This window comes from Brevundimonas sp. TWP2-1 (assembly GCF_049897645.1).
In the GTDB taxonomy this organism is placed as follows: Bacteria; Pseudomonadota; Alphaproteobacteria; order Caulobacterales; family Caulobacteraceae; genus Brevundimonas.
The window spans coordinates 506,147-530,632 of the sequence record NZ_JAFCWR010000002.1 but is presented as its reverse complement, the minus strand read 5'-3'; the positions used below and the strand labels follow the sequence as shown (position 1 = coordinate 530,632).

The following is a 24,486-nucleotide window of genomic DNA, read 5'->3' as shown; positions in this document are numbered from 1 at the left end:
CGAATAACGTCATGCGAAGGTTAATGAGCCTTAAAGTTACCAGGAACATAAGCGGAACACAACAATTCAGTTTCACGTATTGAGTGTAGCAGTTTCTCCTTACGGGGATTCGAACGGCCTTGCTCCTTACAAACCCGCCGACCTCACCGTCCCCTTACCCCTGTACTTTTTTCCGTAATGAAGTGCCCGCCCTGTTTGCCCTTGATCTCAACGACCCACAGTTCGAGGTCATCCCCCCGCTAGCGAGCGATGTAGGCGTTCAGTTCACTTTCGCTGTCCGAGGTCACCGGCTGGATACACAGCCGGTGACCTCGGTCTGAAGGCTTGGGTGTAGAGGCGCGCGGGTCGAGGCGTCATAGGCCTCGACGATAACCAAGCCTGCGCAACTGTCGCCCGATCCGACCGCGATCGAGGAGCGCTGACGCGCCGTCAGTGCGCGCCGTTCAACTGCTCGAACACGGCCTCATAGCCGTTCGCCTCGGCGAAGCGCAGGGGCTTGACCCGTTCGACCAGGATTTCGCCGCGCGGGGTTTCGCCGCGTTCGATCAGGCCGATCACCTCGGCGGTGAAGTCGGCGAGGGGCATGTAGGCGGGGTTGTCCGCATGGCCCGGCATCAGGTCGGTGGCCACGCCGGGCGGCGCCAGTTCCAGAACCTCGACGCCGGTGTCGCGCAACTGATGACGCAGCGACTGGGTCCAGGAATGGATCGCCGCCTTGGTCGCATTGTAGGTCGGGGTCGCCGTCAGCGGGATGAAGGCCAGGCCCGAGGTCACCGTCATGATCGTCGCCTCGGGTTGCGCCGTCAGGTGCGGCAGAAGCGCGGCGGTCAGGCGGATGGGCCCCAGCAGGTTGGTGGTGATGGTCGCTTCGGCGGTCGCCAGGTCGAAGGGCTGGGCCTTGATGTCCTCCAGCTTCATGATGCCGGCGTTCAGGATGACGGCGTTCAGTCCGGGGTGATCCTTGACCACCTGCACGCCGAAGGCGGCGATGGCGGCGGCGTCATCCACATCCAGCGTCGCCCACGCCATGCCGGGATTGGCGGCGGCCGTTTCCTTCAGCACGGCCTCGCGACGGCCGGTGATGATGATCTGATTGCCGCGCGCGTGCAGCGTTTCGGCCAGGGCCCGGCCGATGCCGGTGCCGCCGCCGGTGATCAGTATGGTGTTGCCGGTGATCTTCATTCGGGCGCCTTTCAGGGGTGCGTTAGCGATGGCGATGAACTATGGCTTACGCTCTCCATTAGAAAGTAGGCACCAGGAACTGCCATACTTACCCAGGCGAAAGATTTGGACATGACGGCCGTTCCGCCCGCAAGAATTTCTCATCCCGAGACCGGCGAATGCGCCGACCCTCGCGTCGAGGCTCTGGTCAACGACGTGATCGGCCGGGTGGCGGACAAGTGGACGATGCTGATCCTGGAGGTCCTGGCCGAACACGGCGAGCAGCGCTTCACCCGCGTCGGCGAGCTGGTCGGCGGCATCAGCCAGAAGATGCTGACCCAGACCCTGCGCCAGATGGAGCGCGACGGCCTGGTGATCCGCACCGTCCACCCGGTCATCCCGCCCAAGGTCGAATACCGCCTGACCGACCTGGGCGTCACCCTGGCCGAGGCCTTCTGCGGCGTCTGGACCTGGGCCGAGAAGAACATCGACCGCATCGAGACGGCGCGGGCCGCGTTCGATGGGCGCAAGGGGTAGACGCCGCCGCCGCCGAACCCGGCAGCCTTGCCATAAGCTCGGCGCACCCCCTAATGGGCCCAACGTCGCGTGGCCGCGCGGCAAGTGCGTCCGCAGCTTCGGGCGCGCGTTTTGAAGGCTCTCGATAATCAATGACCAAGACCGCCGATGATCTGAAGCCGCTTCTCTGGGAGCCCCGGAACCTGGTGCGCGCCATCAAGGCCGCCGGCGTCACCCTGTGGTCCTGGAACGTCGATACCGACGCTCTGGCGATGGACGACGCCGCCTACGACCTGTGGGGCATTCCTCATCGCAAGGATGTGTGTTTCGAGGATCTGTCCGCCCATATCCATCCGGCGGATCGCGACCGGGTGCGTGCGGCCTTCAATGCGACCCGCTCGCTGGTCGGTCCCTATGAGATCGATTTCCGGATCATGATCGGCGACGAGCTGAAGTGGATTTCGGCCCGCGGTCAGGGCGACGATTTCGGCATCGTCAACCGGCTGATGTTCGGCATCTTCATCGACGTCACCGATCGCAAACAGGCCGAGGAAGGCCGCGAGCTTCTGGCCGGCGAGATGAGCCACCGGGTCAAGAACCTGCTGACCATCGCCTCGGGCCTGGCCAAGATCACCTCGCGCTCGACCACCAGCACAAAGGAGATGGCCGACGAACTGACCCTCAGGCTGACCGCCCTGGGGCGCGCGCACGACCTGGTCCGACCGGTGCCGGGACAGACCGAAGCCCCCTCGGCCCTGCTGGGCGACCTGCTGTCCGTGCTGCTGGCGCCCTACGACGATCTGGGCGCCTTCACTGGGCGCATACGGGTGTCCGTGCCGCGCACGAGCGTCGGCGAAACCTCCATCACCATCGTGGCGCTGGTGGTGCACGAACTGGCGACCAACTCGCTGAAATACGGGGCGCTGTCGTCCGATACAGGCACGCTGGACGTCTCCTGCTCGGCCCAGGACGAGGCGATCACCCTGGTGTGGACCGAATGCGGCGGACCCAAGGTCGAGGCGCCGACGGGGACCATGGGCTATGGCAGCAAGCTGGTCGAGCGCAGCGTCATTGGCCACCTTCGCGGGTCCATCGAATATGACTGGGCGGAAGAGGGGCTGATCGTGACGCTGAAGGTCAATCCCGCACGCCTCGCCACCTAGGCCTGCACCTTCTCCGTGATGAAATGCCGGCCCTGTTTGTCCTCGATCTCGACGACCCACAGGTCGGGGTCGTAGCCGCGTTGGCGGGCGATGTAGGCGTCCAGTTCGCTTTCGCTGTCGGAGGTCACCGGCTGGATCCACAGGCGGTCGCCGTGGGTTCCGAAGGCCTCGGTGTAGAGGCGGGCGGTGCGGTTGGAGGTGTCATAGGCCTTGACGATGACCGAGCCGGCGCGGTCGTCGCCCTTGGCGACCACGGTCGCATAGGCGCCCTCGATCTGGGCGCGGCGGATCAGGGCGCTGACCCACAGGTCGCTGGAAAGAAGCAATTCGCTAACCCTGCTCGAACACGGAACCCCAACCCTGGCGGGCTAGGGTGGCGGCATGAGGATAGGCCTTTCCCCCCGGCGCGCCAGAGCCTTGATGTCCGCCGTGCTGATCGCGGCGACGCCTGTCGTCGCGCTCGCCGCGCCGCAGGACCGCTTCTATGAGCGCAGCTTCGTGCTGGCCGCCAACGACCGCTGCGGACTGTTCGAACCGCAACTGACCGCCGCCCTGACCGCCGCCGCCTATCAGGCGCGGGGCGCGGCCCTGCGCGCGGGCGCCAACGACCGGCAGCTGGCCGAGACGGCGCAGCGGGCGCGGGCGCGGGCGGGATCGACGCCCTGCGGCTCGGCCGATTTGAAGACGGTCAGCGGCCGGGTTCAGACCGCCTTTTCCGGCTGGTCGCGCGTGACGAAGATGCAGTTTCCCGGCGAGCGCACAGGCTGGAGCGCGGACCGCGCCGCCTATGCCCGCCCGACCTGGCGGCTGATGCAGGCGACCGTGACCGGCGCCTCGCCGGTGCGGTTCGGCGTCGTGGGCGGCATGGACCGGCCCGATCAACTGGCGGCCGTGGTGTCCTGGCAGGGGCGCTCGCGTCCGACCGGGGTGCGGGTGGTGATGCGCGACCACACGGTGGCGCCCCGTCCATGGCTGGCGCACGACCTGCCGCCGGTCGCCCAGCGCCGCGCCTTTTGGGCCGCCGGGGTGACCAGCGCCGACGCCATGCTGCTGTCCGAAGGCCGTCCGGCCGGTCAGGCCTGGCTGTTCCCCGCCGCCGCCGCCGACACGCTGTCGGCGCTGGACCCGCGCGAGGTCTTCACCGTCGAATTCCTGTTCCGCGACGGCAGCATCGCCCGCTCCACCTTCGAGGCCGGGGATTTTGCGGCCGGTAGGGCGTTCCTGGCGATGGGGCAGGTTTAGGGTGTGTTCGTCCCGTCACTGAAGCCGGCTCAGCCCGCTTCAGGCATGATGCTAACGCAGTTGGTGATGACGAGCAGCCATAGCTGCGATCGCGCAGTCATAGGCCGCTCCTTCCCAAACCGCAGGCCTGATATCGTCAGGCCGCAACGCCAATGCCAGTGCCAAGTTTGTGGTGTAGCGGGGCGCAAGCTGCCGGTCCCTTGATCCGGGGTGACAAACGTAAACGACTTTCTCCCCCTTAAGCCGCTCGTACATTAAGGAGGCAGTCTGACCGGTTTCGATGATCGATATTAGGTGACAGATCGCGCCGTCTGCGTCTGGTCCCGGCTTGCTTTGCTGCAAGTGGACTTGGAGGATTCGCCGATACAGTTTCTCGACCGAGCGTTGATCGCGGCGCTCGTAAAGTTCATCAAGCCACTCTGCCGCGCCGTTGGCGCAATGCTCAAAAGGCCAATCACATGCGCCGAGAGTTGGGATTGCACGAATGACTGCAGCTCGTGCCGCAGCAGTGCCGTCAAACCACTCTCCCTCTATCGCGTGATCCATCAGGCTGAGATGGATCGCCTCTTCTAAGTGCCCCTGTTTCTCCAGCACTGCGACGATGGCGATAGCGCATCGTTCGTTGCTTTGTAGGTTCTTGCGGCGAAGCTCAGGATTAAGGCTGCGCCCTATTTTGATCAGCCCAAACTCGTTCTGCATCACGTAGAGAGCTTGAGAATCTGGCTGGGTCATTCCTTGCTCCCTCTAACCCGAAAGCTGAGCCTGCAGCCGTCAAGCCTCGACCGTGACCGGCGCGATCTCGACAGCCTCGGCTTCTGACTCCACCACCATCACCGGCAGCCGGATCATCACCGCGGCGCCTTCGCCCAGGGTGCTGTCGATGGTCATGCGGCCGCCGTGCAGTTCGGTCAGGGAGCGGACCAGGGACAGGCCCAGGCCGGTGCCTTGCGCCTTTTGATCCGCGCCGCCGGCCTGTTCGAAGGGGCGGCCCAGGCGTTTGAGGTCTTGCGGGGCGATGCCGACGCCGGTGTCGGACACGACCAGGTCCAGATCCGGACCATCCGCGTCCAGGGTGATGGTGACCGAGCCGCCGGCGGGGGTGAACTTGACCGCATTGGACAGCAGGTTCAGCGCCATCTGCTTCAGGGCGCGAGCGTCGGCGCGCACCTTCACCGGCTCGGACGGCAGGACGGCGGCGAGGTCCACGCCCTTGTCGTCGGCCTGCAGCCGGACCAGGGCGACGGCGGCGGACACAGCGTCGCGGGCGTCGAAGGCCTCCATGACCAGCTGGTAGCGTTCGGCCTCGATCTTGGACAGGTCCAGCACGTCGTTGATCAGGTCCAGCAGGTGGCCGCCTGCCTGGTGGATGGCGTCGGCGTATCCGGCGTAGCGGTCGGGCAGGGGGCCGAACAGCTTCTGGCGCATGATGTCCGCAAAGCCGATGACGGCGTTCAGGGGGGTGCGCAGCTCGTGGCTCATGTTGGCCAGGAAGCGGGTCTTGCCGGCGGACTGGGCCTCGGCCTCGACGCGGGCGGTCTCAAGGCCCAGCTCGCGGGCGAACTGGGCTGTGCCGTCGAAGGCCTGGGCGATCAGGCGAGGGTGATCGCCGTCGTTGTGGAACGGCCCCAGGATCATGACCACCCGGCGGTCCAGGGCGATGCGCGGGGTGAATTGGACCTCGACCTGTTGGCCCGACAGGGCGCGGGCAAGCGCAGCGGACACGGCCGGGCGGTCCGGCGCATGGACGACCGAGATCAGCCCCTGCTCGCTGAGCGCCAGCACCGACAGGGCGGGCGGCGGATTGCCCCAGGTCGCCACGGCGCGGCCGGACGGATCGAGCAGCAGGGTCAGGGCCGGCTGGTCTTCCAGGAGGGCGGCGATGCGGGCGGCCTCGTCTTCGGCGTCGGCGAGACGCCGCTGGCGTTCGCTCCAGGTCAGGCGCATGGCGGCGATGATGGCGCCCATGGCCAGCAGGCCCGATACGGCGGCCAGCAGCGGGGCTTGCGCCTCCGGCCCGTTCAGCCAGGTCGAGATCAGGCCCGACAGCAGCGGCAAGGCCACCGCAAAGGCGCCCAGCCGCGTCAGCCGGTCGGCGCCCGTCCTGCCGTGATCGAGGGCGATCCCGGCGGCCAGAGGCATCAGGATCAGCCCCGGCAAGGCCCCGGTCGCCCCGCCCGTCAGCCCCGCCGACGCCGTGGCGGCCAGCAGCCAGCCGGCCATGGTCGCGAACCGCAGGCCGGCGGTGTCGCGCACCATCAGCACCACGCCGAAGATGCCGGGGAAGGCCATGATCAGCAGGGCCGCCAGCGGCGCGTCCTTCAGCCCGTCCATCATCTGGGCCGCCAGGGCCGTCAGGCTGATCGCCACGGCCCAGATCGCGTGCCACAGGGCGACCAGCGGCGCGCCACTTTGATCGTGGGAGCGTCGGTCGTCCTGTAATCTGGTGTGGGCGTCGGATTTCAAGCAGCGGGCCGTTGTTCTGTCTGCGTCCAGACTAGTCCCCGCCTTGAGTCGGAGCGAGGCCGCTCCCCCGTAAGGCGAACCCCATCGCGGCGTTCACCATGAATATCGGGGGACAAAACGGCCGGTTGTCGTTAACGGCCCGGCGGCCTATCTGGCGGCCATGAGCGCGCGCACCCCTCCGACCGAGACCATTGACCAGACCCTGGCCGAACTGGCCGAGGATTTCGACCTGCTGGGCGATTGGGAGCAGCGGATCGAATATGTGATCGAACTGGGCAAGGGGCTGGCGCCGCTGGACGACGCCGACCGGCTCGAAGCCAACAAGGTGCCGGGCTGCGCCGCCCAGGTCTGGCTGGCCGTGAAGCCGACCGAGGATCGGCTCTGGTTCGCCGCCGACAGCGACAGCGCCCTGTCCAAGGGCAATATCGCCCTGCTGCTGAAACTCTATTCCGGCCGCACCCCGGCCGAGATCCTGGCCTTTGACGCGCGGGCGGCGCTGGATCGGCTGGGCCTGCCGTCGGCCCTGACGCGTCAGCGCGCCAACGGCCTGAACAGCATGGTCGGCCGCATCCGCGAGGCGGCCCTGGCTTAACGGCCTTGCCTCCGGCGGCCCGACGACCCACCATCGCGGGATGTGGACGAGGGACGCCGAATGGACCTGCTGAAGATCCTGCGCAGTTTCGAGGATTTTCTCTTCGAGGCCGTCAGCTGGCTGGTCTTCTATCCTTTGACCCTGTGGCGGATCCTGCGCGGGCCGCTGGCGGCGATGGACTATTCTGACCGCGAGCAGAGCGACAGCGAGGAGCATCGCTACGACGACGCGCTCAGCCCGCCCCTGTTCCTGCTGGCGACCGTCGTCCTGGCCAATCTGATCGGCATGGCCCTGCATGTGCCGCCGCCGCCTGAGGTCTCGACGGTGACCAGGACGCTGTTCGCCTCGCAACAGAACCTGATCCTGTTCCGCTCCCTGGCCTTCAGCCTGATTCCGCTGGTCGCCGCCGTGACCCTGTTGCGTCACGAGAAGAAGCGGATCAGCCGCGAGACCCTGCGCCCGCCCTTCTATGCCCAATGCTATCTGGCGGCCGTCTGCGCCGCCTTCGTCTCGATAGGGGGCTCCATCTTCCAGAGGCCCGAACTGCCCAACGCCGTCGGCGCCGCGATCATGATCGGCGGAACGTGCTGGTTCCTGTTCGTGCAGTCGCACTGGTTCGCGCGGCGACTGAACGTCTCCGTCGGCAAGGGGGCCAGGATAGCGGTCCTGGCCCTCGTGCGGGCGCTGATCTACCTGCAGGCGATCCTGATCCCCATCGCCTTGATCTGACGCCTCAGCCGGGGTCCATCGAGCGCACGTCGCCGGAGGCCGAGACGGTGCAGCGCGAACGATACGAGCCGGTCGCCATCGTCAGCTCGAAATCGCCGCGTCCCAGGTCGCGCACCCCGATGGGCACGCTGGAGCCATAGGGGCGGTTCTGGAACTCGTCGGCGCGGCGCGAGCAGGCCTGACGCGCCGCATAGGGGGCGTTCTGCACCCAGCCGCTGTTGGCGTGGCGGCGGTTCTGACCCTCGTCCTCGCCGGCCAGGAAGCCTTCGTGATAGCCCTCGGTCTCGTGATTGGCGTCATAGTCGGCGCCGTGCAGGGCCGCCTCGTAGCCGCGCTGATATTCCCGGTCGTGGTCGGCGTCAGCGTCGCGGTGGCGGTTGTTGTGGGCGGCGATGGCGGCGGCGAGGCCCACGATGGCGACCCCGGCCGCGATGGCCGTCGCATTTGAGCTGTTCGAGCCGCCCGATCCGCACTCGCTGCGGCCCGCCTGGTTGATCGAGGCGTAGCGGCCGTCGCGCGTCATGATCGACACGCAGTCGTTGCCGTTCCGCCAGTAAGTCATGCGTCCGTCGCCGACGACCTCGGACCGATCCGTGGCCTGATAGCCGCGCCGGTTCAGCTCGCCCTCGGCCTGACCGGCGCGTGCGCCCACGAGGTCTCTGAGCGCAGAGGGCGTCTGGGCCGACGCCGGCAGCGCCGTCGCCAGCATCAGGGTGGACAGGGCGCAGGCCAGGGGACGGGACATGGGACGATCTCCGATTGTCAGGACATGCCGCAAACGATGCCACGACCGATTTGGTTTCGAAAATCCTCGTTATGGTTAAGCGCGATTTTTTGGGTGCAATCTGTGCACTTCGTCTCAAATCAGCCGATCCCGTAATGGTCGGCCAGAGCCTGGAGCGCCTGTTTCAGCACCGTCTTGCCCTGACGGCGGCGCAGGCCCAGGCCAGTTTCGGCCAGTTGCAGGCTGTCGCCGTGGATGCAGATGCGGGTCAGGATGGGGCGCAGGCGCGGACCGACGGCGGTCAAGGCACCCTCGACGCGGCGGCCGGCCGACAGGGCGCGGTCGGTGGGCTCCATCCGGGCGGAGGTGCCCGATCCGCTGTGGGGCAGGGCGTCCCAGCGCATGGTCAGGGACGGGCCCTTCATCGCCTGTTCGGCCTCGCGACGCAGACGCTCGCCCGCGGCGGCCTCTGCCGGGGTGAGCCAGGGCCGGCCCGAGGCGTCCTTGCGCCGCGCCAGCCAGGCGATGGGGCTTTCGCCCAGATTGGCGCGGCAGCGCACGATGCGGCCGTCGGCCTGGATCACGTCCCGCTCGCCCGCGACGAAGCCGGGGCGGCCGGGGGGAGGGGGCGCGGTTTCGTCCGCCGTCGTTCTTGCCGTCCAGCCGCCGCCCGGTCGCGCGCGCAGGCCGGGCTGATCGACCAGGGCGCGGAACTCGGCCTCGGTCAGGGTCAGGCTGATGCGGCTGCGCCGATCCGCCGACAGGCGCAGCACATAGACGCCGCCGTCCGCGCCCAGCCAGGCGCCGGGCCGCGCCATCAGGCCGCGTGCGCGTTCCAGCAGCCGGCTCATTGGACCAGGTCCAGGCGCGGGGTCTGGTACAGGCCCTGGATACAGGTCTCCAGCTCGTTCAGCAGGTCGTCGACGGGACGCCGTTCGCGCTCGTCCTCGACCCAGCGGCAGGCGGTCCCGACGCTGGCGCGATTGACGCCGAAGACGTGGCTGACCCGCTCCAGCGTCCAGCCGAAGGCGACGTGCGACAGATACATGGCCAGCCAGCGCGGCCGGGCGGCGCGCGGGTGCATCCGGCCCCCGCCGATCATCTGCGACGGCTGCGCGCCGGTGCGCGCCGCGACCAGATGGATGGCCAGCCCCGCCTTGACCCGGTCCTCCTCGCTGACCGGCACCCTGTAGTCCTCCATGGCGAAACCCTCCCGCTCTCGAAATCGATGACGACAGCATAGAGGGCCGCCGACCTTGAGATAGGAATAAAGTCCTACTGCACGTCAAAACCGGACGTGACGCCTTGCCCGCCTTGAGGTTGTGCAGGCGACCCTATGTCGGATGTCGGCGGATGGAGGGGACAAAGCGAGGGGGCATGCGGCGGCGAGCTGCGCAACATGGTTAATAAATTTCGAATCGTTGACTCCGGCCACTCGACGGCGATTCGCAAATCAGCCTAGATTCGACTCAATCGGATGGCGTTAACCCTTCTTAAGGTTTTCACGTCTTAACTTGCGAACAAGGTTACCCAGACGTTCGTCGGGGTGGTTACCGCAAAGCTTTTGCCTGGAGGGGCACGTATGCGCGTCCTGTTGATTGAAGACGATCACGCAACCGCCCAAAGCATCGAACTGATGCTGAAGTCGGAAGGCTTCAACGTCTATACGACGGACCTGGGCGAAGAAGGCATCGATCTGGGCAAGATCTATGACTACGACCTCATTCTGCTTGACCTGAACCTGCCGGACATGAGCGGCCTGGAAGTCCTGCGCCAGCTGCGCGTCGGCAAGGTCAACACCCCGGTCATGATCCTGTCGGGCAGCCACGAGATCGAGACCAAGGTCAAGACCTTCGGCGGCGGCGCCGACGACTATATGACCAAGCCCTTCCACAAGGACGAGCTGATCGCGCGCACCCACGCCGTGGTCCGTCGCTCCAAGGGTCACGCCCAGGCGATCATCCACACCGGCGAGATCGCCGTGAACCTGGACGCCAAGACGGTCGAGGTGAACGGTCACCGCGTTCACCTGACGGGCAAGGAATACCAGATGCTGGAGCTGCTCTCGCTCCGCAAGGGCACGACCCTGACCAAGGAAATGTTCCTGAACCACCTGTACGGCGGCATGGACGAGCCCGAGCTGAAGATCATCGACGTCTTCATCTGCAAGCTGCGCAAGAAGCTGGCCACCGCCGCCGACGGCAAACATTACATCGAGACCGTCTGGGGTCGCGGCTACGTCCTGCGCGACCCGTCCGAAAGCGTCGTCACCGTCGCCGCCTGATCGATCTTCGATCCACTGATTTCGAAACGCCCGCCGGCGACGGCGGGCGTTTTGCGTTTCTCCCTCCCCTTCATGGGGGAGGGGCGATCGCGTAGCGATCGGGGTGGGGCCCGAAAGGGCGAGAGCGAGGTTCTGACGGCCCCACCCGGGCTCCGCTCCGCTTCGCCGTCCCTCCCCATGAAGGGGAGGGAGATTATCCCGCGAACCCCGCCGCCATGGCCGCCGCCATCGGATTGGGGCGGCCGAAGCTGTCGAAGGGCAGGGGCTTGTCCTTGCCGTCGTCCTTGTCGCCCTGGCGATACCAGCTGTCGGTGTCGCGCAGGCCCCAGGCCGTGAAGGCGAACTGCTGGGCCTTGGGCAGGGCGGCGAAGGCCGAGGCCAGTTCGGTGACGCGCGCCCCTTGGGCGGCGATCCGGTCGGCTTGGCTGCGCAGATCCAGCCGGTTCTCGGTGCGCAGGGTGCAGTCCAGTTCCGACACATGGATCGGCAGGCCGAGCTGGGCGACCTCGCGCATATAGGCGGCGATGACGCCCTCGGGGATGTCGATCCACAGGTGGGATTGCAGGCCCAGCCCTTGCAGCGGGCAGCCGGCCTTCAGCAGGCGCTCGACCAGTTTCAGGAACTGCGCACCCTTGGCCGGGACGCTTTCCTGATTGTATTCGTTCAGGAAGAGGACGGCCTCGGGATCTGCGATCCGGGCCTTTTCGAAAGCGCGCAGGATATAGCCGTCCTGGCCATAGCGCTGTGACCAGTGGCAGTCGCGCATGGCCGAGCCGTCGTCCAGGATCGGCTCGTTGACCACGTCCCAGCTGCGGACCTTGCCGCGATAGCGACCGGCGACCGTGGCGATATAGCCGTCGAAGGCGCGGTCGAAGGCGGCGTTATCCAGACCGGCGAACGCCTCCTGACCCTGCGAATACCAGATCAGGGTGTGGCCGTGCATCGCCATGCCGTTGGATTGGGCGAAGGCGGCGATGCGGTCGGTGCGGTCGAAGTTGGGGCGGCCCAGGCCATTGGCCAGGATGTATTCCATCTTCATCTCCCACTCGGGCGTGAGCTGGGAGACGTTGGCGCGGGCAAGCGTGACCCAGTCGGGGTCGTCGATCTGCATCGCCTTGATCGCCGTGCCGAACGGGGCGGGGGCGATGGATTTCAGTGGGGGGACGTTCGGCGGGGTGGGTTCGGCCGAGGCGAAGCGGTCGCAGGCGGCCAAGTTGCTCAAGGAAAGGGCGATGGGGGCGGCGAGCGACGAGGCGAGGAGGGTGCGGCGGGTCGGCGTCATGCCTCTCCCTCCCCTTCATGGGGGGGGACGACGAAGCGGAGCGAAGCCAGGATGGGGCGGTCAGAACCGCGCTCGCGCCCTTTCGGGCCCCACCCCGATCGCTGCGCGATCACCCCTCCCCATGAAGGGGAGGGAGATTTTTGCATGTCAGACCGCACGTTTCCGCAGGCCCAGCTCGTCGAAGGCGGCGGTTTCGCGTTTGGCGATGGCGACCAGTTGGGTCAGGCGGGTGGTCTCGGCGACGTGTTCGAACTTCTTCAGCTCTTCGAAGGCGCCGGTCAGGGCGTCGCGGGCGCCGGCTTCCTCGGCGTCCAGCACCGTCAGGTCGCCCTCGGCCTTGGCCTTGCGGGATTTCCAGCCGTTCAGATAGGCGCCCAGCATCATTCCGGCCTCGGCGTCCATGCGGGCGCGGTCGCGTTCGTTCTGAGCCTCGGCGTCCAGGACGGCGATGCGGATCTCGGCGTTGGCGCGGCGTTCGGTGATCTCGGCCAGGCGCTTCTGCAGCGTTTCGACCTCGTAGTTGGAAATGCGGATCAGGGATTGGGCCCAAGCGGTCATTTAAATCATTACTCCCTGATCATGCCTTGATTGAGGATGTGCTCCAGCCGGGTAAAGGAATCGGAAAGACGGGTGTGATCGTCCTTGTCCTGTCCCAGGAAATCTTCCAGCGCGGGGTTCAGCGCGATGGCGCGGTCCACGATGGGGTCGGCGCCGGTGCGATAGGCGCCGATCTTGATCAGCTCTTCCATATTGGCATAGGCCGACAGGCACTGGCGGGCACGCTTGTTCAACTCGCGCTCGGGCGGGGTCTGGCAGGCGGGCATGGTGCGGCTGACCGACTTCAGCACGTCGATGGCGGGGAAGCGGCCGCGTTCGGCGATCTTGCGGTCCATGACGATGTGGCCGTCGAGGATACCGCGCACGGCGTCGGCGATGGGCTCGTCATGGTCGCCGCCGTCCACCAGGACGGTGAACAGGGCGGTGATGGGCGCCGCCGTCGTGCCGTCGGGCCGCACCGGACCCGGCCCGGCGCGCTCCAGCAGTTTGGGCAGTTCGGTGAAGACGGTGGGGGTGTAGCCCTTGGTGGTCGGCGGTTCGCCGGCGGCCAGGCCGATCTCGCGCTGGGCCATCGCGAAGCGGGTGACGCTGTCCATCAGGCACAGCACCTCCAGGTCCTGGTCGCGCAGATATTCGGCGATGGCCATGGTCATATAGGCCGACTGGCGGCGTTTCAGGGCCGGCTCGTCCGAGGTGGCGACCACGACGATGGCGCGTTTCAGCCCCTCTTCGCCCAGGGTCTCTTCGACGAACTCGCGCACCTCGCGGCCGCGTTCGCCGATCAGGCCGACGACGACGGCGTCGCAGGTCGCCTGTTTGGCCAGCATCGACAGCAGCACGGACTTGCCCACGCCCGAACCGGCGAAGATGCCCAGGCGCTGGCCCCGGCAGGTGGTGGTGAAGACGTCCATGGCCCGCACGCCCAGGTCCAGACGCTCGCCCACCCGACCGCGCGAATGGGCGGGCGGCGGCGGGGCGCGCAGGGGGTAGGGGGCAGGGCCCTGAGGCAGCGGACCCTTGCCGTCGATCGGCTGGCCGAAGGCGTCGATGATCCGGCCCAGCCAGGCGGTGGTCGGGCGCACGCTGGCGGCCTGGTCGATGATGCGGATGTCGGCGCCGGGGGCCACGCCCTCGACCGGGCCGAACGGCATCAGCAGGGCTTTGGAATCGCGAAAGCCGACGACCTCGGCCGGCAGGGGGGAATGACCGCGTCGGCTGATCTCGGCGCGGGCGCCGACGGCGAGGCGCGACAGGCCGCCGCGCGACTCGATCAGCAGGCCGGACACGCCCGCGACCTTGCCGGTGACGACCAGCGGATCGATCGCTTCGACGGCGGCGACGAGATTGCGCAAAAACAGACCCCAGGAACAGGGGTTGAGAGATGCGCCATCGTGGTTAACGAGCGGTGAAGCCGGCTTTGAATGCAGTGCACAAAAGGGTGGTTTTTGCGTCTCGCTTGCAACTCAAGCGAGAAACGGTTTGGCAACCAATTAGGATGTTAATCTTGCAACCGAGGCGGGCGGGGCCGGCCGATTGCGAAGAGGTTGTGCCTATGTTCGCGCGTAAACCTAAATCATCGGATTTGCATAACCGGCTGATCGACCTGGACGGCAAGATGGCCGCCATCGGCCGGTCCCAGGCGGTCATCGAGTTCAATCTGGACGGCACGATCATCGACGCCAACCAGAACTTCATGGACACGATGGGCTACACGCTGGAGGAAATCCGCGGCGTCCATCACCGTCTGTTCGTGGACCCGGAAAGGGTGGCGTCGCCTGACTACGCGGCCTTCTGGCGGGATCTTAACGCGGGCCAGTTTCTGGCGCGCAAGTTCCGGCGGCTGGCCAAGGGCGGACGCGAGGTCTGGTTGCAGGCCTCCTACAACCCGGTCTTCGGTCCCGACGGGCGGCCCACGAAAGTCATCAAGCTGGCCATCGACATCACGGCCGAGGAGCAGGAGGCCGCACGCCGCGAGACGCAGCGGATCGAGGCGGAGCAGGCGCAGAACCTGCTGGTAGAGGCCCTGGCCGGCGCCCTGGCGCGGCTGTCGGCGGGCGACCTGACGGCGCGGATCGATGCGCCGGTGCAGGGCGCGCATATCCGGGTGCGCGACGACTATAACGCCGCCGTCGAAAGCCTGCGTCAGACCCTGGGTCAGGCGTTGCAGGCCGTTGCGGGCCTGAGGGGCGGGGTCAGCGAAATCTCCAGTGCGTCCGACGACCTGTCGCGCCGCACCGAACAACAGGCCGCCAGCCTGGAAGAGACGGCGGCGGCGCTGGACCAGATCACCGCCACGGTGAAACGCAGCGCGGACGGCGCCAGACAGGCCTCATCGGCCGCCGTGGGCGCACGAGCCGAGGCCGACCGCTCGGGCGAAGTGGTGCGCCAGGCCATTGCGGCGATGGACGGCATCAAGCGCAGCTCGACCCAGATCAGCGACATCATCGGCGTTATCGACGAGATCGCCTTCCAGACCAATCTGCTGGCCTTGAACGCCGGGGTCGAGGCGGCGCGGGCGGGCGATATGGGACGGGGTTTCGCGGTGGTGGCGTCCGAGGTGCGGGCGCTGGCCCAGCGCTCGGCCGAGGCGGCCAAACAGATCAAGACCCTGATCACCACCTCGGGCCAGGAGGTGGCGCAAGGGGTGAACCTGGTCAACGAGACGGGGGCGGCCCTGTCGGCCATCGCGGTCAAGGTGGCGGAGATGGACGCCCTGATCTCCGAAATCGCGGCCTCCGCCCAGGAACAGGCGACGGGCCTGGGCGAGGTCAACAGCGCCGTCAATCAGATGGATCAGGTGACGCAGCAGAACGCCGCCATGGTCGAGGAAACCACGGCCGCCGCCATGAGCCTGAAGACCGAGACCGAGCAGTTGGCCCAACTGGTCGAGCGGTTCGATACCGGCGAGGCGCCGGTTCAGACGCGGGTTCACGACCTGTCGCAGGGGGGCGGTCCGGTTCCCCTAGCCCGCGAACGCGCCCGCATCCGCGCCTATGCGGGAGGCGGGGTTGCGGCGTCGGGGTGGGAGGAGTTCTGACCTCCCCAACTCCGCTCATCCCCGCGAAAGCGGGGACCCAGTTCTTTCGCGGGGGCCGGGTGCGTGGGATCAGCGAATTGACCGGACTTGAGCGGTCAAACGCCCAAAGCGCTGGGTCCCCGCTTTCGCGGGGATGAGCGGAAGAGAAAAGTCTAAACCGGCTCCGGCCCCACCTTCGGTTCCCGCGTCGTCGCGATTGCGCCGACCGAGGCGACGACGATGGCGGCGATGGCGAGCCATTGCTGGCCGGTCAGGTGCTCGTGCAGGATCAAGAGGCCGGCCAGGGCGCCGACGGCCGGTTCGGCGCTGAGCACGACGCCGAAGGTGCGTTTGGGGATGCTGCGCAGGGCGACCATCTCCAGCGAATAGGGCAGGGCGCTGGAGAAGATCGCGACCGCCACGCCGGCCAGGATGATGGCCGGGTTCAGCAAGGCCGCGCCCGCATGGGCCACGCCGAACGGCACGACGACGAACGCCGCGACAGTCATGCCGAGCGCCACCGACTGTCCCGCGTGGATGTGCGACAGCCGCTTGCCGAACACGATGTAGAGCGCCCAGCACAGGCCGGCGACGGCGGCCAGGGCCATGCCCACAGGATCCAGCGCCCCGGCGCCGGCCTTCAACGGCAACAGCAGGCCTAGCCCCACGACCGCAAAGCCGATGCAGACGAAATGGATCGGCTTCCTCGAATGGATCAGGGCCAGGGTCAGCGGCCCCATGAACTCGATGGCGATGGCCAGGCCCAGCGGAATGGTGCGCAGCGACATGTAGAAGCTGAGGTTCATCGCCCCCAGCACGACGCCGTAAAGGGCGATGGCGCCCAGGTCCGCGCGGGCCAGCCGGAACCGCCACGGCCGGAACACCGCGACCAGCACAAGGGCCGAAATCCCGACGCGATAGGCCGAGGTCCCCTCCGCCCCGATGATCGGGAACAGGGTCTTGGCGAAGGAGGTGCCGCCCGCCAGCGTCACCATGCCCGCGAACAGCGCCAGATAGGGGATCAGGCGCATCGCCAAGGGGGAGGTCAGGTGCTGTTTCAGGGCCACGGAAGTCATGGCGTAAAACTACTCTAATGCGGCTTGCGCTTCCCGGCGATTTTCCGCTTGAATGCGCCGGAAATCGTCGCGAAAGGCCATGCAATGACGAATTTCGTCACCCTCGACGATTTCGACCATCGGCTGCTGGCGCGGGTCCGGCGCAACAATCTGGAGCCGGCGCGGGTGACGGCCGAGGCGGTGGGCCTGTCGGAATCCGCCGTGCTGCGCCGGCTGCGTCGTCTGCGGGCGGAAGGGGTCATCGCCGCCGATGTCGCCGTGATCGATCCCGCCCGCGTCGAGCCGCGCATCGTCCTGCATGTCCAGGTCGAGATGAACACCCAGGACCGCAAGGTGATGGACGACTTTCAGCGCGCCATGAAGGCCAGTCCCGAGGTCCAGGGCGCCTGGGACGTGACCGGCGAGACCGACTATCTGCTGACGGTCGCCGTCCGCTCGATGCAGGACTACGAGGCGTTCGGCATCCGCGAACTGATCCCCGAAAAGGGCGTGCGCGGCTTCAAGAGCATGATCGTGATCCGCGAGGTGGTCGGCTTCGATCCAGCGCGCGCCGTGCTGGAGCGTTGAGGCCTCAGAACAGGGGCACGGTGACGCGCAACGAGACGACCACGACGTTGTCGGCGTCGCGCAGACCGCCGGGATTGCGGATCAACTGGATGTCAGGCTGGACGCCGAACCGGCCGATGGTGTCGGCATAGGTCAGTTCCAGTCCCTCTTCGTGGCGGCCGGGATTCAGGCCGGCGTCGGCGAAGTTGGCGCGCGCCTTGTCCGACAGCCATCCCTGGTGGAGGCCGAAAGACAGTTGACCCTCAGGCCGTGACGCGAAGATTTGACGCATCAGGACGCCGGCCTGCCAGCCGCCCTTGAAATCCGTCGTGTCGCCGTCCGAAAGGCCCAGGCGGGCGAAGGCGTCGATCTGGGGTCCGTCCGGGGCGGCGGCGCCGTAGATGCGGCCCTCGGCGAGCGCATAGGCGCCTTGGGCCCGGCTGTGGGCGGGGTCGCCGGCGGGGGTCAGGTCGCGGATGTCCTCCTGACGCTGATCATAGCGCCAGACGCCGAACGCATAGCGGACGGGGCCGCCGACGCCCGCCTCGGCGATGCCCAGCACGCCTTCGTCCAGGCTGGTGTCCACCCCGCCGTGGTCGCCCAGGGTCCGGGCGTCGGCGTTGATGACCGCGACCTGGCCGTACAGCGCCTCGCTGTCGCCCACGCGAAGCCGCGCCGCCAGAGACGACGACGGGAAGATGGCCGGGCCGTTGGGGCCGGTCGAGGCCAGTTCCGATCCTATGCCGAACGGCGGCGCGAGCAGCAGGCCGGACGCCTCGGTGGCGTAGAATTCGCTGTTGAGGTCGTACAGGCCCGCCAGAAGCGAGGCCGATCCGCCCAGGTCCTGTTCGATCCAGGCCTCGAACAGTCGCGCGCCCTGGGCGCCCACCTCGATGTTGTCGACGCCCTGCAGGGTGCCGGCGAGGGCGTTGGGCTCGCCGCCGCCGTTATAGAGGCCCGACACATGCAGCCGTGCACCACGCCAGCCGACGGCCTGTTCCAGGTCGCCGTCCAGCGCGACCAACAGATTGTCCAGGTAGCGGCCAGCGCGCGAGACGCCGCCCGAGACCACGCCGGAAACGTCGGCCGTGTACTCCGCCGAGACCGTCCAGGCTGGATCGGCGACGCGGGCATCAGCTGGTGCAGCGAGGAGGGCGAAGCCGAGCGCGAGCGCGGCGGAAAGATATGTCGTGGCTTTTGGCTTAGCGTTCTGCATGGCCGGGTCTCCCGTCTATCGGAAATCGTCGTAATCCGAAAAGGTGAAGATCGGCCTATCGGAAGGCCGGTCATGCCCGCCGCCACGAAAGCGAAGCCTTAACCATAATTCGGCTATCGACGTTCTCGACCTGTATCGGGAGTGCGATCATGATCTGGACCATAGGCAAGAAAGTCACGGCCACCGGCCTCGGCGTGCTGCTGCTCTCCGTCGGCACGGCAGGCGTCGGCCTGATGATGAACACCCAGTTGGGCGGCGCGCTGGATCGGGCGTCGGTATCGTCCGACATTCTGCGCAACCACATGCAGGCCGACATGATGCATGACGCCTTGCGGGCGGATGTGTTCGCGGCCTTGCTCTCGTCCGATCCTGCCAACGGCGTCGCCTTGGACGATGTTCGAGCAGCCCTGGCCGAACACCGCGCGATCTTCGAAAAATCGGTGGCGGACAACACCGCCCTGGTGACGGACCCTGAAATCAAGGCGGCCCTGGAGTCGGTGGACGCGCCCTTGACGACCTATGTCGAGGCGGCGGGGAATGTGATCGACGCCGCCGGGCGAGATACGGCTGAGGCGCAGCGGCTGATGCCCGACTTCCTGACCCAGTTCACGACGCTGGAGACCGCCATGGGTGCGGCGGCCGACAAGATCGAGGCCGAGGCCCTGCGCAATCACGACGCCGCAGAGGCGTCGGCGGCCAGTGGTCGAATGGTCATGATCGGGGCTGTGATCCTGAGCCTGCTGATCAGCCTGGGCCTGATCCTGGGCGGGACGCGCGGCGTGGTCGCGCCGATCCGGCGGTTGACCGCCGACCTGCGCGCCATGGCCCAGGGCAAGACCGAGGTGCAACTGAGCGAGGCGCGGCGAAAGGACGAGGTCGGCGACATCGCCCGCGCCGTGGTCGGCATTCAGGCGCTGATCGTCAAACGCGCCGAGGCCGAAGCGGCCCAGGCCGAACAGCAGCGCCTCAAGGAGGATGAGGACCGGATCGCTGGCGAGCACTCGCGTCAGGCCTCTGCTCGCGAGCAGGCCACGGTCGTCACCGGCCTGAGCCAGGGTCTGGAGGCGCTGGCCGCCGCCGATCTGACCTACCGGATCGTCCAGCCTTTCCCCGCCGCCTATGAGCAGCTGCGGTCGAACTTCAACGCCGCCCTGGACGGGCTTCAGGAGGCCATCGGCTCGATCGCCTTCAACGCCGGGGCCATCAACGCCGGCGCCGGAGAGATCGCCCAGGCCGCCGACGACCTGTCGCGCCGCACCGAACAGCAGGCCGCGTCTCTGGAGGAAACCGCCGCCGCCCTGGATCAGATCACCGCCACCGTGCGGGCGACCGCGGCGGGCGCCGTTCAGGCGGCTGGCGCCGTCCAGGCGGCCCGCGGCGACGCCGACAAGAGCGGCGACGTCGTTCGCGACGCCATCACGGCCATGGGCGAGATCGAACGGTCGTCCAACGAGATCGGCCAGATCATCGGCGTGATCGATGAGATCGCCTTCCAGACCAATCTGCTTGCCCTGAACGCCGGGGTCGAGGCCGCGCGGGCGGGCGACAGCGGGCGCGGCTTCGCCGTCGTCGCGTCCGAAGTCCGGGCGCTGGCGGAACGGTCGGCCCAGGCCGCCAAGGAGATCAAGTCCCTGATCACCCAGTCCGCCAATCAGGTCGGATCGGGCGTGCGTCTGGTCGGCGAAACCGGCGCGAGCCTGGAGCGGATCGCGGCCCATGTCGCCCAGATCGAAACCCTGGTGACGGACATCTCGGGTTCGGCGGCCGAACAGGCAACGGGCCTTCAGCAGGTCAACACGGCCGTCAACCAGATGGACCAGATGACCCAGCAGAACGCGGCCATGGTCGAGCAATCCACCGCCGCCAGCCATTCCCTGTCGCAGGAGGCCGACAGCCTGAACGCGGCGGTGGCCCGGTTCCAGGTCGGGTCGCCTCAAGGCCAGGCGGCGCGGCCGGCTCCGGCGAGACATGCCGCACCCGCCGCACAGCGCACGGTCACGGCGATGAAGACGGTGGGTCGCGGCGGCGCGGCGCTGGCGCCGACGGCGCAGGCCGACGGCTGGGAAGAGTTCTAGGGGCGGACCTAGGTCGCCGAGGCCTCGACCACCAGGATCGCGCCGACGCCTTCGCCTTCCCCGGCGTCTTTCCCGGAGTGTGGGGCCTGGTTCACGATGGTCCCGCCGATCTGGCGCACCAGGCTGTCGATCACGCGCATGCCCAGGCTGCGGTCGCTGCGGGCGGCGATCAGGTCGAAGCCCTTGCCCTGGTCGGCCACCGTCACCGTCAGGCGCCCATCCGCGATCCGGCCGGTCACGGTGATGCCGCCGCCATCGGGGCCATAGGCGTATTTGATGGCGTTGGTGACCAGTTCGTTGACGATCAGGCCCAGCGGAATGGCGATGTCGGCGCCCAGAGGCGCGTCGGAGGCCTCGCAGGTGATGACGTGACGATCGCTGCCGGTGTCGATGGCCGCGCACAGCTGGCACAGGAAGTCGGACAGGATCACGGTCTGGACGTCGGCGCCGCGCCACAGCTGGTCGTGGACCTGGCTGATGGCCTGGATGCGCGACCCGGCCGTGGCCAGGGCGGCGCGCACGTCGTCGGACGCGGCGCCGCGCGCCTGCATCGACAACAGGCTGGAGACCAGGGACAGGCTGTTCTTGACGCGGTGGCTGACCTCGCGCGTCAGCAGGGCCTGGTGCTCGATGGCGGCCAAAAGCCGCTGCTCGGTCTGCTGGCGGGCGATGGCGGCGCCGACGACGGCGGCGAAGGCGTCCAGGAACAGGGCGTCGCGAGCGTCGAACTGACCCTCGTCGGGGCTGTCGACCTCAAGCACGCCCCAGGGTTCGCCGTCCAGTTCTGGCCGGATCAGCACGTTGATGGCGCGCCGCACCCCGTGGTCGGCCAGAAGCTTGGGCGTGCGGAACCGGTCCTCGATGTCCAGATGGTTGGAGATTAGGGGCTTGCCCGTCTGGAAGGCGTAGCCGGCCGGGGAATCCAGCTCGACGCCCAGCGAGACGCGGCCCTCGACCTCGCCGCTCCAGCCCACGCCGGCGACCAGGACTAGGCGGTCGCGCGCCTCGTTGTGGATCAGCACCTTGGAAAGCGGCGTCTCCAGCCCGTCGGCGCAAACCTCGCAGGCCGCGTCGAGCAGGGCCTGGCGGTCCCGCTCGCGCAGGGCCACTTCGCCGAACCGCGCCAGCAGCGACTGCTGCTTGAGGCGATAGCGCAGTTCGTCGGCCGTCGAGCGGATCTCGGGCGTCGGGGGCGCCTCGACCTTTGGCGCGACCGGTTCGTCCATGCGGATCTGGGTCTCTGCGGCCGTGTCGGCCCACACCTCCGCGACCAGTTCGGCGATCTCTGGCGTCAGGCCGGTGTCGGAAGGCGGGCGGGTGTGGGGCAAGGGAGAAAATCTCGGTTCGCGCGACGGCGTCATATAGGCCTACATAGCCGCTCTGAAAGGCTCGCGCAGAAATGATCGCGTTCGCCCCCTTGCGCGGTGGAGCGAGGCCTTATCTTTTGCGGGCCACAGATTCACGGAGACCTTCCCCATGACCGACTTCAGCTACGACGCGTCCCGCCACCTGAAGAAGGGCCGGGGCAAGGTCTATGACTCGATCGTCGATACCATCGGCGACACCCCCATCGTGCGGCTGCCGCGTCTGTCGGCGGAGTATGGAGCCAAGGCCACGGTGCTGGCCAAGCTGGAGTTCTTCAACCCCATCGCCTCGGTCAAGGACCGGATCGGCGTGGCCATGGTCGAGGCGTTGCAGGACGCGGGCAAGATCAGCAAGGATACGGTCCTGGTCGAGCCGACCAGCGGCAACACCGGCATCGCCCTGGCCTTCGTGGCGGCGGCCAAGGGGCTGAAGCTGATCCTGTGCATGCCCGAGAGCATGTCCATCGAGCGTCGCAAGATGCTGGCCCTGCTGGGCGCCCAGTTGGAGTTGACCCCGGCCGAAAAGGGCATGAAGGGCGCGATTGCGCGCGCGCAGGAACTGCTGGAGACCACGCCAAACTCGGTCAGCCCGTCGCAGTTCGAGAACCTGGCCAACCCCGCCATCCACCGGGTCACGACGGCGGAGGAAATCTGGAACGACACGGACGGGGCGGTGGACATCGTCATCGCCGGCGTCGGCACCGGCGGCACCATCTCGGGCGTGGGCCAGGCGCTGAAGGCGAAGAAGGCCTCGGTGAAGATGATCGCGGTCGAGCCGGAGGCCTCGCCGGTGCTGTCGGGCGGCGCGCCCGGACCGCACAAGATCCAGGGCATCGGCGCCGGCTTCACGCCCGCCATCTATGATCCGTCGGTGGTCGATGGGGTCGAACAGGTCTCGAACGACGACAGTTTCGACATGGCGCGCAAGGCCGCCCGTGTCGAAGGCATCCCCGTCGGCATCAGCTCGGGCGCGGCGCTGACCGCCGCCTTCAGGCTTGCAGCCCTGGACGAGAATGCGGGCAAGACCATCGTGGTCATCATCCCGTCCTTCGCCGAACGCTATCTGTCGACGGCATTGTTCGAAGGGCTTTAAGCGGCACACGCCCGGTTAACCGCTGCTCGCTAAAGTGGGCGAATGGGCGAACTGTCAGCCATGATGGGGGAAGAGGCGACGCCGGAGACGCCGCTGCGCGCACGCCGTGCGCTGCTGAAGCGGCTGGCCGATGTCGTGTCGCTTCCCGCCAGCCGGATCAACGCCTTCGAGCGGGCCGTCACCGGCGATCTGCTGGTCGAGATGCTGCGTCTGGCGTCGCGCGAGGAGCGGCGGCGGGTCGCCTCGCGCCTGGCGCCTCTGGCTGAACTGCCCAACAGCGTGGCGCGCATCCTGTTGCGCGACGAGCCGGAGATCGCCGGCCTGCTGATCGAACAGTGCGCGTCGTTGAGCGACGCCGACATCGTCGGCTGTGCGCGCGACGCCAGCTTCGAGCATCGGCTTCTGATCGCGGCGCGGCGGGGCCTGTCCGAGATCGTGACCGAGACCCTGTTCACCTTCGGCGAGATGGAGGTGATCGAGGCGGTGTTGCGCAACAAGACCGCGCGCCTGTCGCAGGTCGGGGTCGAGGCGGTGGTGGGCCTGAGCCGTCAGTCGCCGGGTCTGTGCGGCCTGTTGCTGAAACGGCCAGAGCTGAGGCCGTCGGGCGCCTATGTCATGTTCTGGTGGTGCGCGCCCGAGGATCGTCGCACCATCCTGCAGCGGTTCGCCGTGTCGCGTGAAGTCATGCAGGAGGCGTCCGAGGACGTCTTCCCCATGGCCGCCGAAGAGGGCTGGGCCGATCCGGTGGCGCGCAAGGCGCTGCAGTTCATCGAGCGCCGCCAGCGCAACCGCGCCGCCATTGAAAAGAGCCCGTTCGACAGTCTGGAACAGGCCGTCATGGTCGCCGCGCGCGACGGGCTGACGCGCGAGACGGCGTCGGAGATCGCCTTCCTGGCGGGGGTCAAGCCGTTGACGGGGGCCAAGCTGCTAGGCGATCCGGGCGGGGAGCCGCTGGCGATCCTGTGCAAGGCGACGGGGATGTCGCGTGTGGACCTGACCAATCTGTGGCGCTCGATGCGTCGGCCGGAGACCCTGGCGGACGGCAAGATCCATCCCGACTGGGAGCGGGTGCAGATCACCTATGAGATGCTGGCGGTCGACCGGGCGCAGACGGTGTTGCGATACTGGAACTGGTCTTTGTCGTCGGCTTTGACGCCCAGCCTGTTGCGCGCGATCCGCGACGGCGAGGATGATGCGGTCGACGAATATTCGGCGCCCGAGCGCGCGGCGATGATGGTGCTGGCCGAAGACTTCGGCCGCTGATCTTAACCACTACATGTATTTTCAGTAACGTGCATATCGCACCGCTTGGGCGCGTGTTTGCTATCGGGCCAAAACAACCCTATGACGGTATAAGGATGACTCGACTGGAGAATCAGTCGCGCG

General features: G+C 67.5%; 24 protein-coding genes. 11 read left to right on the top strand and 13 right to left on the bottom strand.

Features of this window, described 5'->3' with window-relative positions; genetic code table 11:
• Positions 1-429: 429 nt before the first annotated feature.
• Positions 430-1,182, bottom strand: coding sequence for an SDR family oxidoreductase (locus tag ACP7BH_RS12780; RefSeq protein WP_425985766.1), 753 nt, complete (start codon positions 1,180-1,182; stop codon positions 430-432).
• Between the two features lie 111 nt (positions 1,183-1,293).
• On the opposite strand from ACP7BH_RS12780, the gene ACP7BH_RS12775 reads away from it, so the two are divergent.
• Both ACP7BH_RS12775 and ACP7BH_RS12770 read left to right on the top strand, forming a co-directional pair.
• Complete coding sequence (locus tag ACP7BH_RS12775) at positions 1,294-1,698, top strand: winged helix-turn-helix transcriptional regulator (protein WP_425985764.1); 405 nt, start codon at positions 1,294-1,296, stop codon at positions 1,696-1,698.
• Positions 1,699-1,829: 131 nt separating this feature from the next.
• Positions 1,830-2,840 (top strand): sensor histidine kinase, encoded by a 1,011-nt coding sequence (locus ACP7BH_RS12770; RefSeq protein ID WP_425985763.1) that lies wholly within the window; start codon positions 1,830-1,832, stop codon positions 2,838-2,840.
• Here ACP7BH_RS12770 and ACP7BH_RS12765 read toward each other — a convergent pair.
• Positions 2,837-3,166, bottom strand: a complete 330-nt coding sequence (locus ACP7BH_RS12765; RefSeq protein WP_425985761.1) for a DUF1491 family protein — start codon at positions 3,164-3,166, stop codon at positions 2,837-2,839. The two genes, ACP7BH_RS12770 and ACP7BH_RS12765, sit on opposite strands and share 4 nt — an antisense overlap.
• A 94-nt stretch (positions 3,167-3,260) precedes the next feature.
• On the opposite strand from ACP7BH_RS12765, the gene ACP7BH_RS12760 reads away from it, so the two are divergent.
• The gene (locus ACP7BH_RS12760; RefSeq protein ID WP_425985758.1) at positions 3,261-4,082 is read left to right on the top strand and encodes a hypothetical protein; all 822 of its coding nucleotides are present in this window, start codon (positions 3,261-3,263) and stop codon (positions 4,080-4,082) included.
• A 51-nt stretch (positions 4,083-4,133) separates the two neighbouring features.
• On the opposite strand, the gene ACP7BH_RS12755 is transcribed toward ACP7BH_RS12760, so the two are convergent.
• Together ACP7BH_RS12755 and ACP7BH_RS12750 are read right to left on the bottom strand one after the other, a co-directional pair.
• Positions 4,134-4,814, bottom strand: a complete 681-nt coding sequence (locus tag ACP7BH_RS12755) for a GIY-YIG nuclease family protein (RefSeq protein WP_425985756.1) — start codon at positions 4,812-4,814, stop codon at positions 4,134-4,136.
• 39 nt (positions 4,815-4,853) lie between these two features.
• Positions 4,854-6,449: a sensor histidine kinase gene (locus tag ACP7BH_RS12750; protein ID WP_425985754.1), complete on the bottom strand. Its 1,596-nt coding sequence runs from the start codon at positions 6,447-6,449 to the stop codon at positions 4,854-4,856.
• A gap of 256 nt (positions 6,450-6,705) precedes the next feature.
• Here ACP7BH_RS12750 and ACP7BH_RS12745 point away from each other — a divergent pair, with 256 nt between their 5' ends.
• Both ACP7BH_RS12745 and ACP7BH_RS12740 read left to right on the top strand, forming a co-directional pair.
• Entirely contained in the window at positions 6,706-7,137 is a 432-nt protein-coding gene (locus ACP7BH_RS12745) for a SufE family protein (protein ID WP_425985752.1), read from the top strand.
• A gap of 60 nt (positions 7,138-7,197) precedes the next feature.
• Positions 7,198-7,866: a hypothetical protein gene (locus tag ACP7BH_RS12740; RefSeq protein ID WP_425985750.1), complete on the top strand. Its 669-nt coding sequence runs from the start codon at positions 7,198-7,200 to the stop codon at positions 7,864-7,866.
• A gap of 4 nt (positions 7,867-7,870) precedes the next feature.
• On the opposite strand, the gene ACP7BH_RS12735 is transcribed toward ACP7BH_RS12740, so the two are convergent.
• The 3 genes from ACP7BH_RS12735 to ACP7BH_RS12725 form a co-directional block, all read right to left on the bottom strand.
• Positions 7,871-8,611, bottom strand: coding sequence for a hypothetical protein (locus ACP7BH_RS12735; RefSeq protein ID WP_425985748.1), 741 nt, complete (start codon positions 8,609-8,611; stop codon positions 7,871-7,873).
• 119 nt (positions 8,612-8,730) lie between these two features.
• Positions 8,731-9,441, bottom strand: coding sequence for a DUF6456 domain-containing protein (locus tag ACP7BH_RS12730; protein WP_425985746.1), 711 nt, complete (start codon positions 9,439-9,441; stop codon positions 8,731-8,733).
• Positions 9,438-9,791, bottom strand: coding sequence for a chromosomal replication initiator DnaA (locus ACP7BH_RS12725; protein ID WP_425985744.1), 354 nt, complete (start codon positions 9,789-9,791; stop codon positions 9,438-9,440). The genes ACP7BH_RS12730 and ACP7BH_RS12725 overlap by 4 nt, the downstream gene beginning before the upstream one ends.
• Positions 9,792-10,172: 381 nt before the next feature.
• Between ACP7BH_RS12725 and ctrA the strand changes: the two genes are divergently transcribed.
• Complete coding sequence (gene ctrA, locus ACP7BH_RS12720) at positions 10,173-10,874, top strand: response regulator transcription factor CtrA (protein ID WP_135193504.1); 702 nt, start codon at positions 10,173-10,175, stop codon at positions 10,872-10,874.
• A 193-nt stretch (positions 10,875-11,067) separates the two neighbouring features.
• Here ctrA and ACP7BH_RS12715 read toward each other — a convergent pair whose 3' ends face one another.
• The 3 genes from ACP7BH_RS12715 to fliI form a co-directional block, all read right to left on the bottom strand.
• Positions 11,068-12,156 (bottom strand): endo-1,4-beta-xylanase, encoded by a 1,089-nt coding sequence (locus ACP7BH_RS12715; protein ID WP_425985742.1) that lies wholly within the window; start codon positions 12,154-12,156, stop codon positions 11,068-11,070.
• 147 nt (positions 12,157-12,303) lie between these two features.
• Positions 12,304-12,714 carry a flagellar export protein FliJ gene (locus ACP7BH_RS12710; RefSeq protein WP_425985740.1) on the bottom strand — a complete coding sequence of 137 codons (411 nt, stop codon included), beginning with the start codon at positions 12,712-12,714 and terminating at the stop codon, positions 12,304-12,306.
• Positions 12,715-12,722: 8 nt separating this feature from the next.
• Positions 12,723-14,066: a flagellar protein export ATPase FliI gene (gene fliI / locus ACP7BH_RS12705; RefSeq protein ID WP_425985737.1), complete on the bottom strand. Its 1,344-nt coding sequence runs from the start codon at positions 14,064-14,066 to the stop codon at positions 12,723-12,725.
• 200 nt (positions 14,067-14,266) lie between these two features.
• Between fliI and ACP7BH_RS12700 the strand changes: the two genes are divergently transcribed.
• Positions 14,267-15,751, top strand: coding sequence for a methyl-accepting chemotaxis protein (locus tag ACP7BH_RS12700; RefSeq protein WP_425985736.1), 1,485 nt, complete (start codon positions 14,267-14,269; stop codon positions 15,749-15,751).
• Between the two features lie 152 nt (positions 15,752-15,903).
• On the opposite strand, the gene ACP7BH_RS12695 is transcribed toward ACP7BH_RS12700, so the two are convergent.
• Positions 15,904-16,806 (bottom strand): EamA family transporter, encoded by a 903-nt coding sequence (locus ACP7BH_RS12695; protein ID WP_425985734.1) that lies wholly within the window; start codon positions 16,804-16,806, stop codon positions 15,904-15,906.
• A gap of 84 nt (positions 16,807-16,890) precedes the next feature.
• On the opposite strand from ACP7BH_RS12695, the gene ACP7BH_RS12690 reads away from it, so the two are divergent.
• Entirely contained in the window at positions 16,891-17,373 is a 483-nt protein-coding gene (locus ACP7BH_RS12690) for an Lrp/AsnC family transcriptional regulator (RefSeq protein ID WP_425985732.1), read from the top strand.
• Positions 17,374-17,377: 4 nt separating this feature from the next.
• Here ACP7BH_RS12690 and ACP7BH_RS12685 read toward each other — a convergent pair whose 3' ends face one another.
• Complete coding sequence (locus ACP7BH_RS12685) at positions 17,378-18,568, bottom strand: carbohydrate porin (RefSeq protein ID WP_425985730.1); 1,191 nt, start codon at positions 18,566-18,568, stop codon at positions 17,378-17,380.
• Positions 18,569-18,717: 149 nt separating this feature from the next.
• On the opposite strand from ACP7BH_RS12685, the gene ACP7BH_RS12680 reads away from it, so the two are divergent.
• Positions 18,718-20,643, top strand: coding sequence for a methyl-accepting chemotaxis protein (locus ACP7BH_RS12680; protein ID WP_425985728.1), 1,926 nt, complete (start codon positions 18,718-18,720; stop codon positions 20,641-20,643).
• A gap of 8 nt (positions 20,644-20,651) precedes the next feature.
• On the opposite strand, the gene ACP7BH_RS12675 is transcribed toward ACP7BH_RS12680, so the two are convergent.
• Positions 20,652-21,971, bottom strand: coding sequence for a sensor histidine kinase (locus ACP7BH_RS12675; RefSeq protein ID WP_425985726.1), 1,320 nt, complete (start codon positions 21,969-21,971; stop codon positions 20,652-20,654).
• 148 nt (positions 21,972-22,119) lie between these two features.
• Here ACP7BH_RS12675 and cysK point away from each other — a divergent pair, with 148 nt between their 5' ends.
• Positions 22,120-23,100, top strand: coding sequence for a cysteine synthase A (gene cysK, locus ACP7BH_RS12670; protein ID WP_425985724.1), 981 nt, complete (start codon positions 22,120-22,122; stop codon positions 23,098-23,100).
• A gap of 42 nt (positions 23,101-23,142) precedes the next feature.
• Positions 23,143-24,363: a DUF2336 domain-containing protein gene (locus ACP7BH_RS12665; protein WP_425985722.1), complete on the top strand. Its 1,221-nt coding sequence runs from the start codon at positions 23,143-23,145 to the stop codon at positions 24,361-24,363.
• The last annotated feature ends 123 nt before the right edge of the window (positions 24,364-24,486 follow it).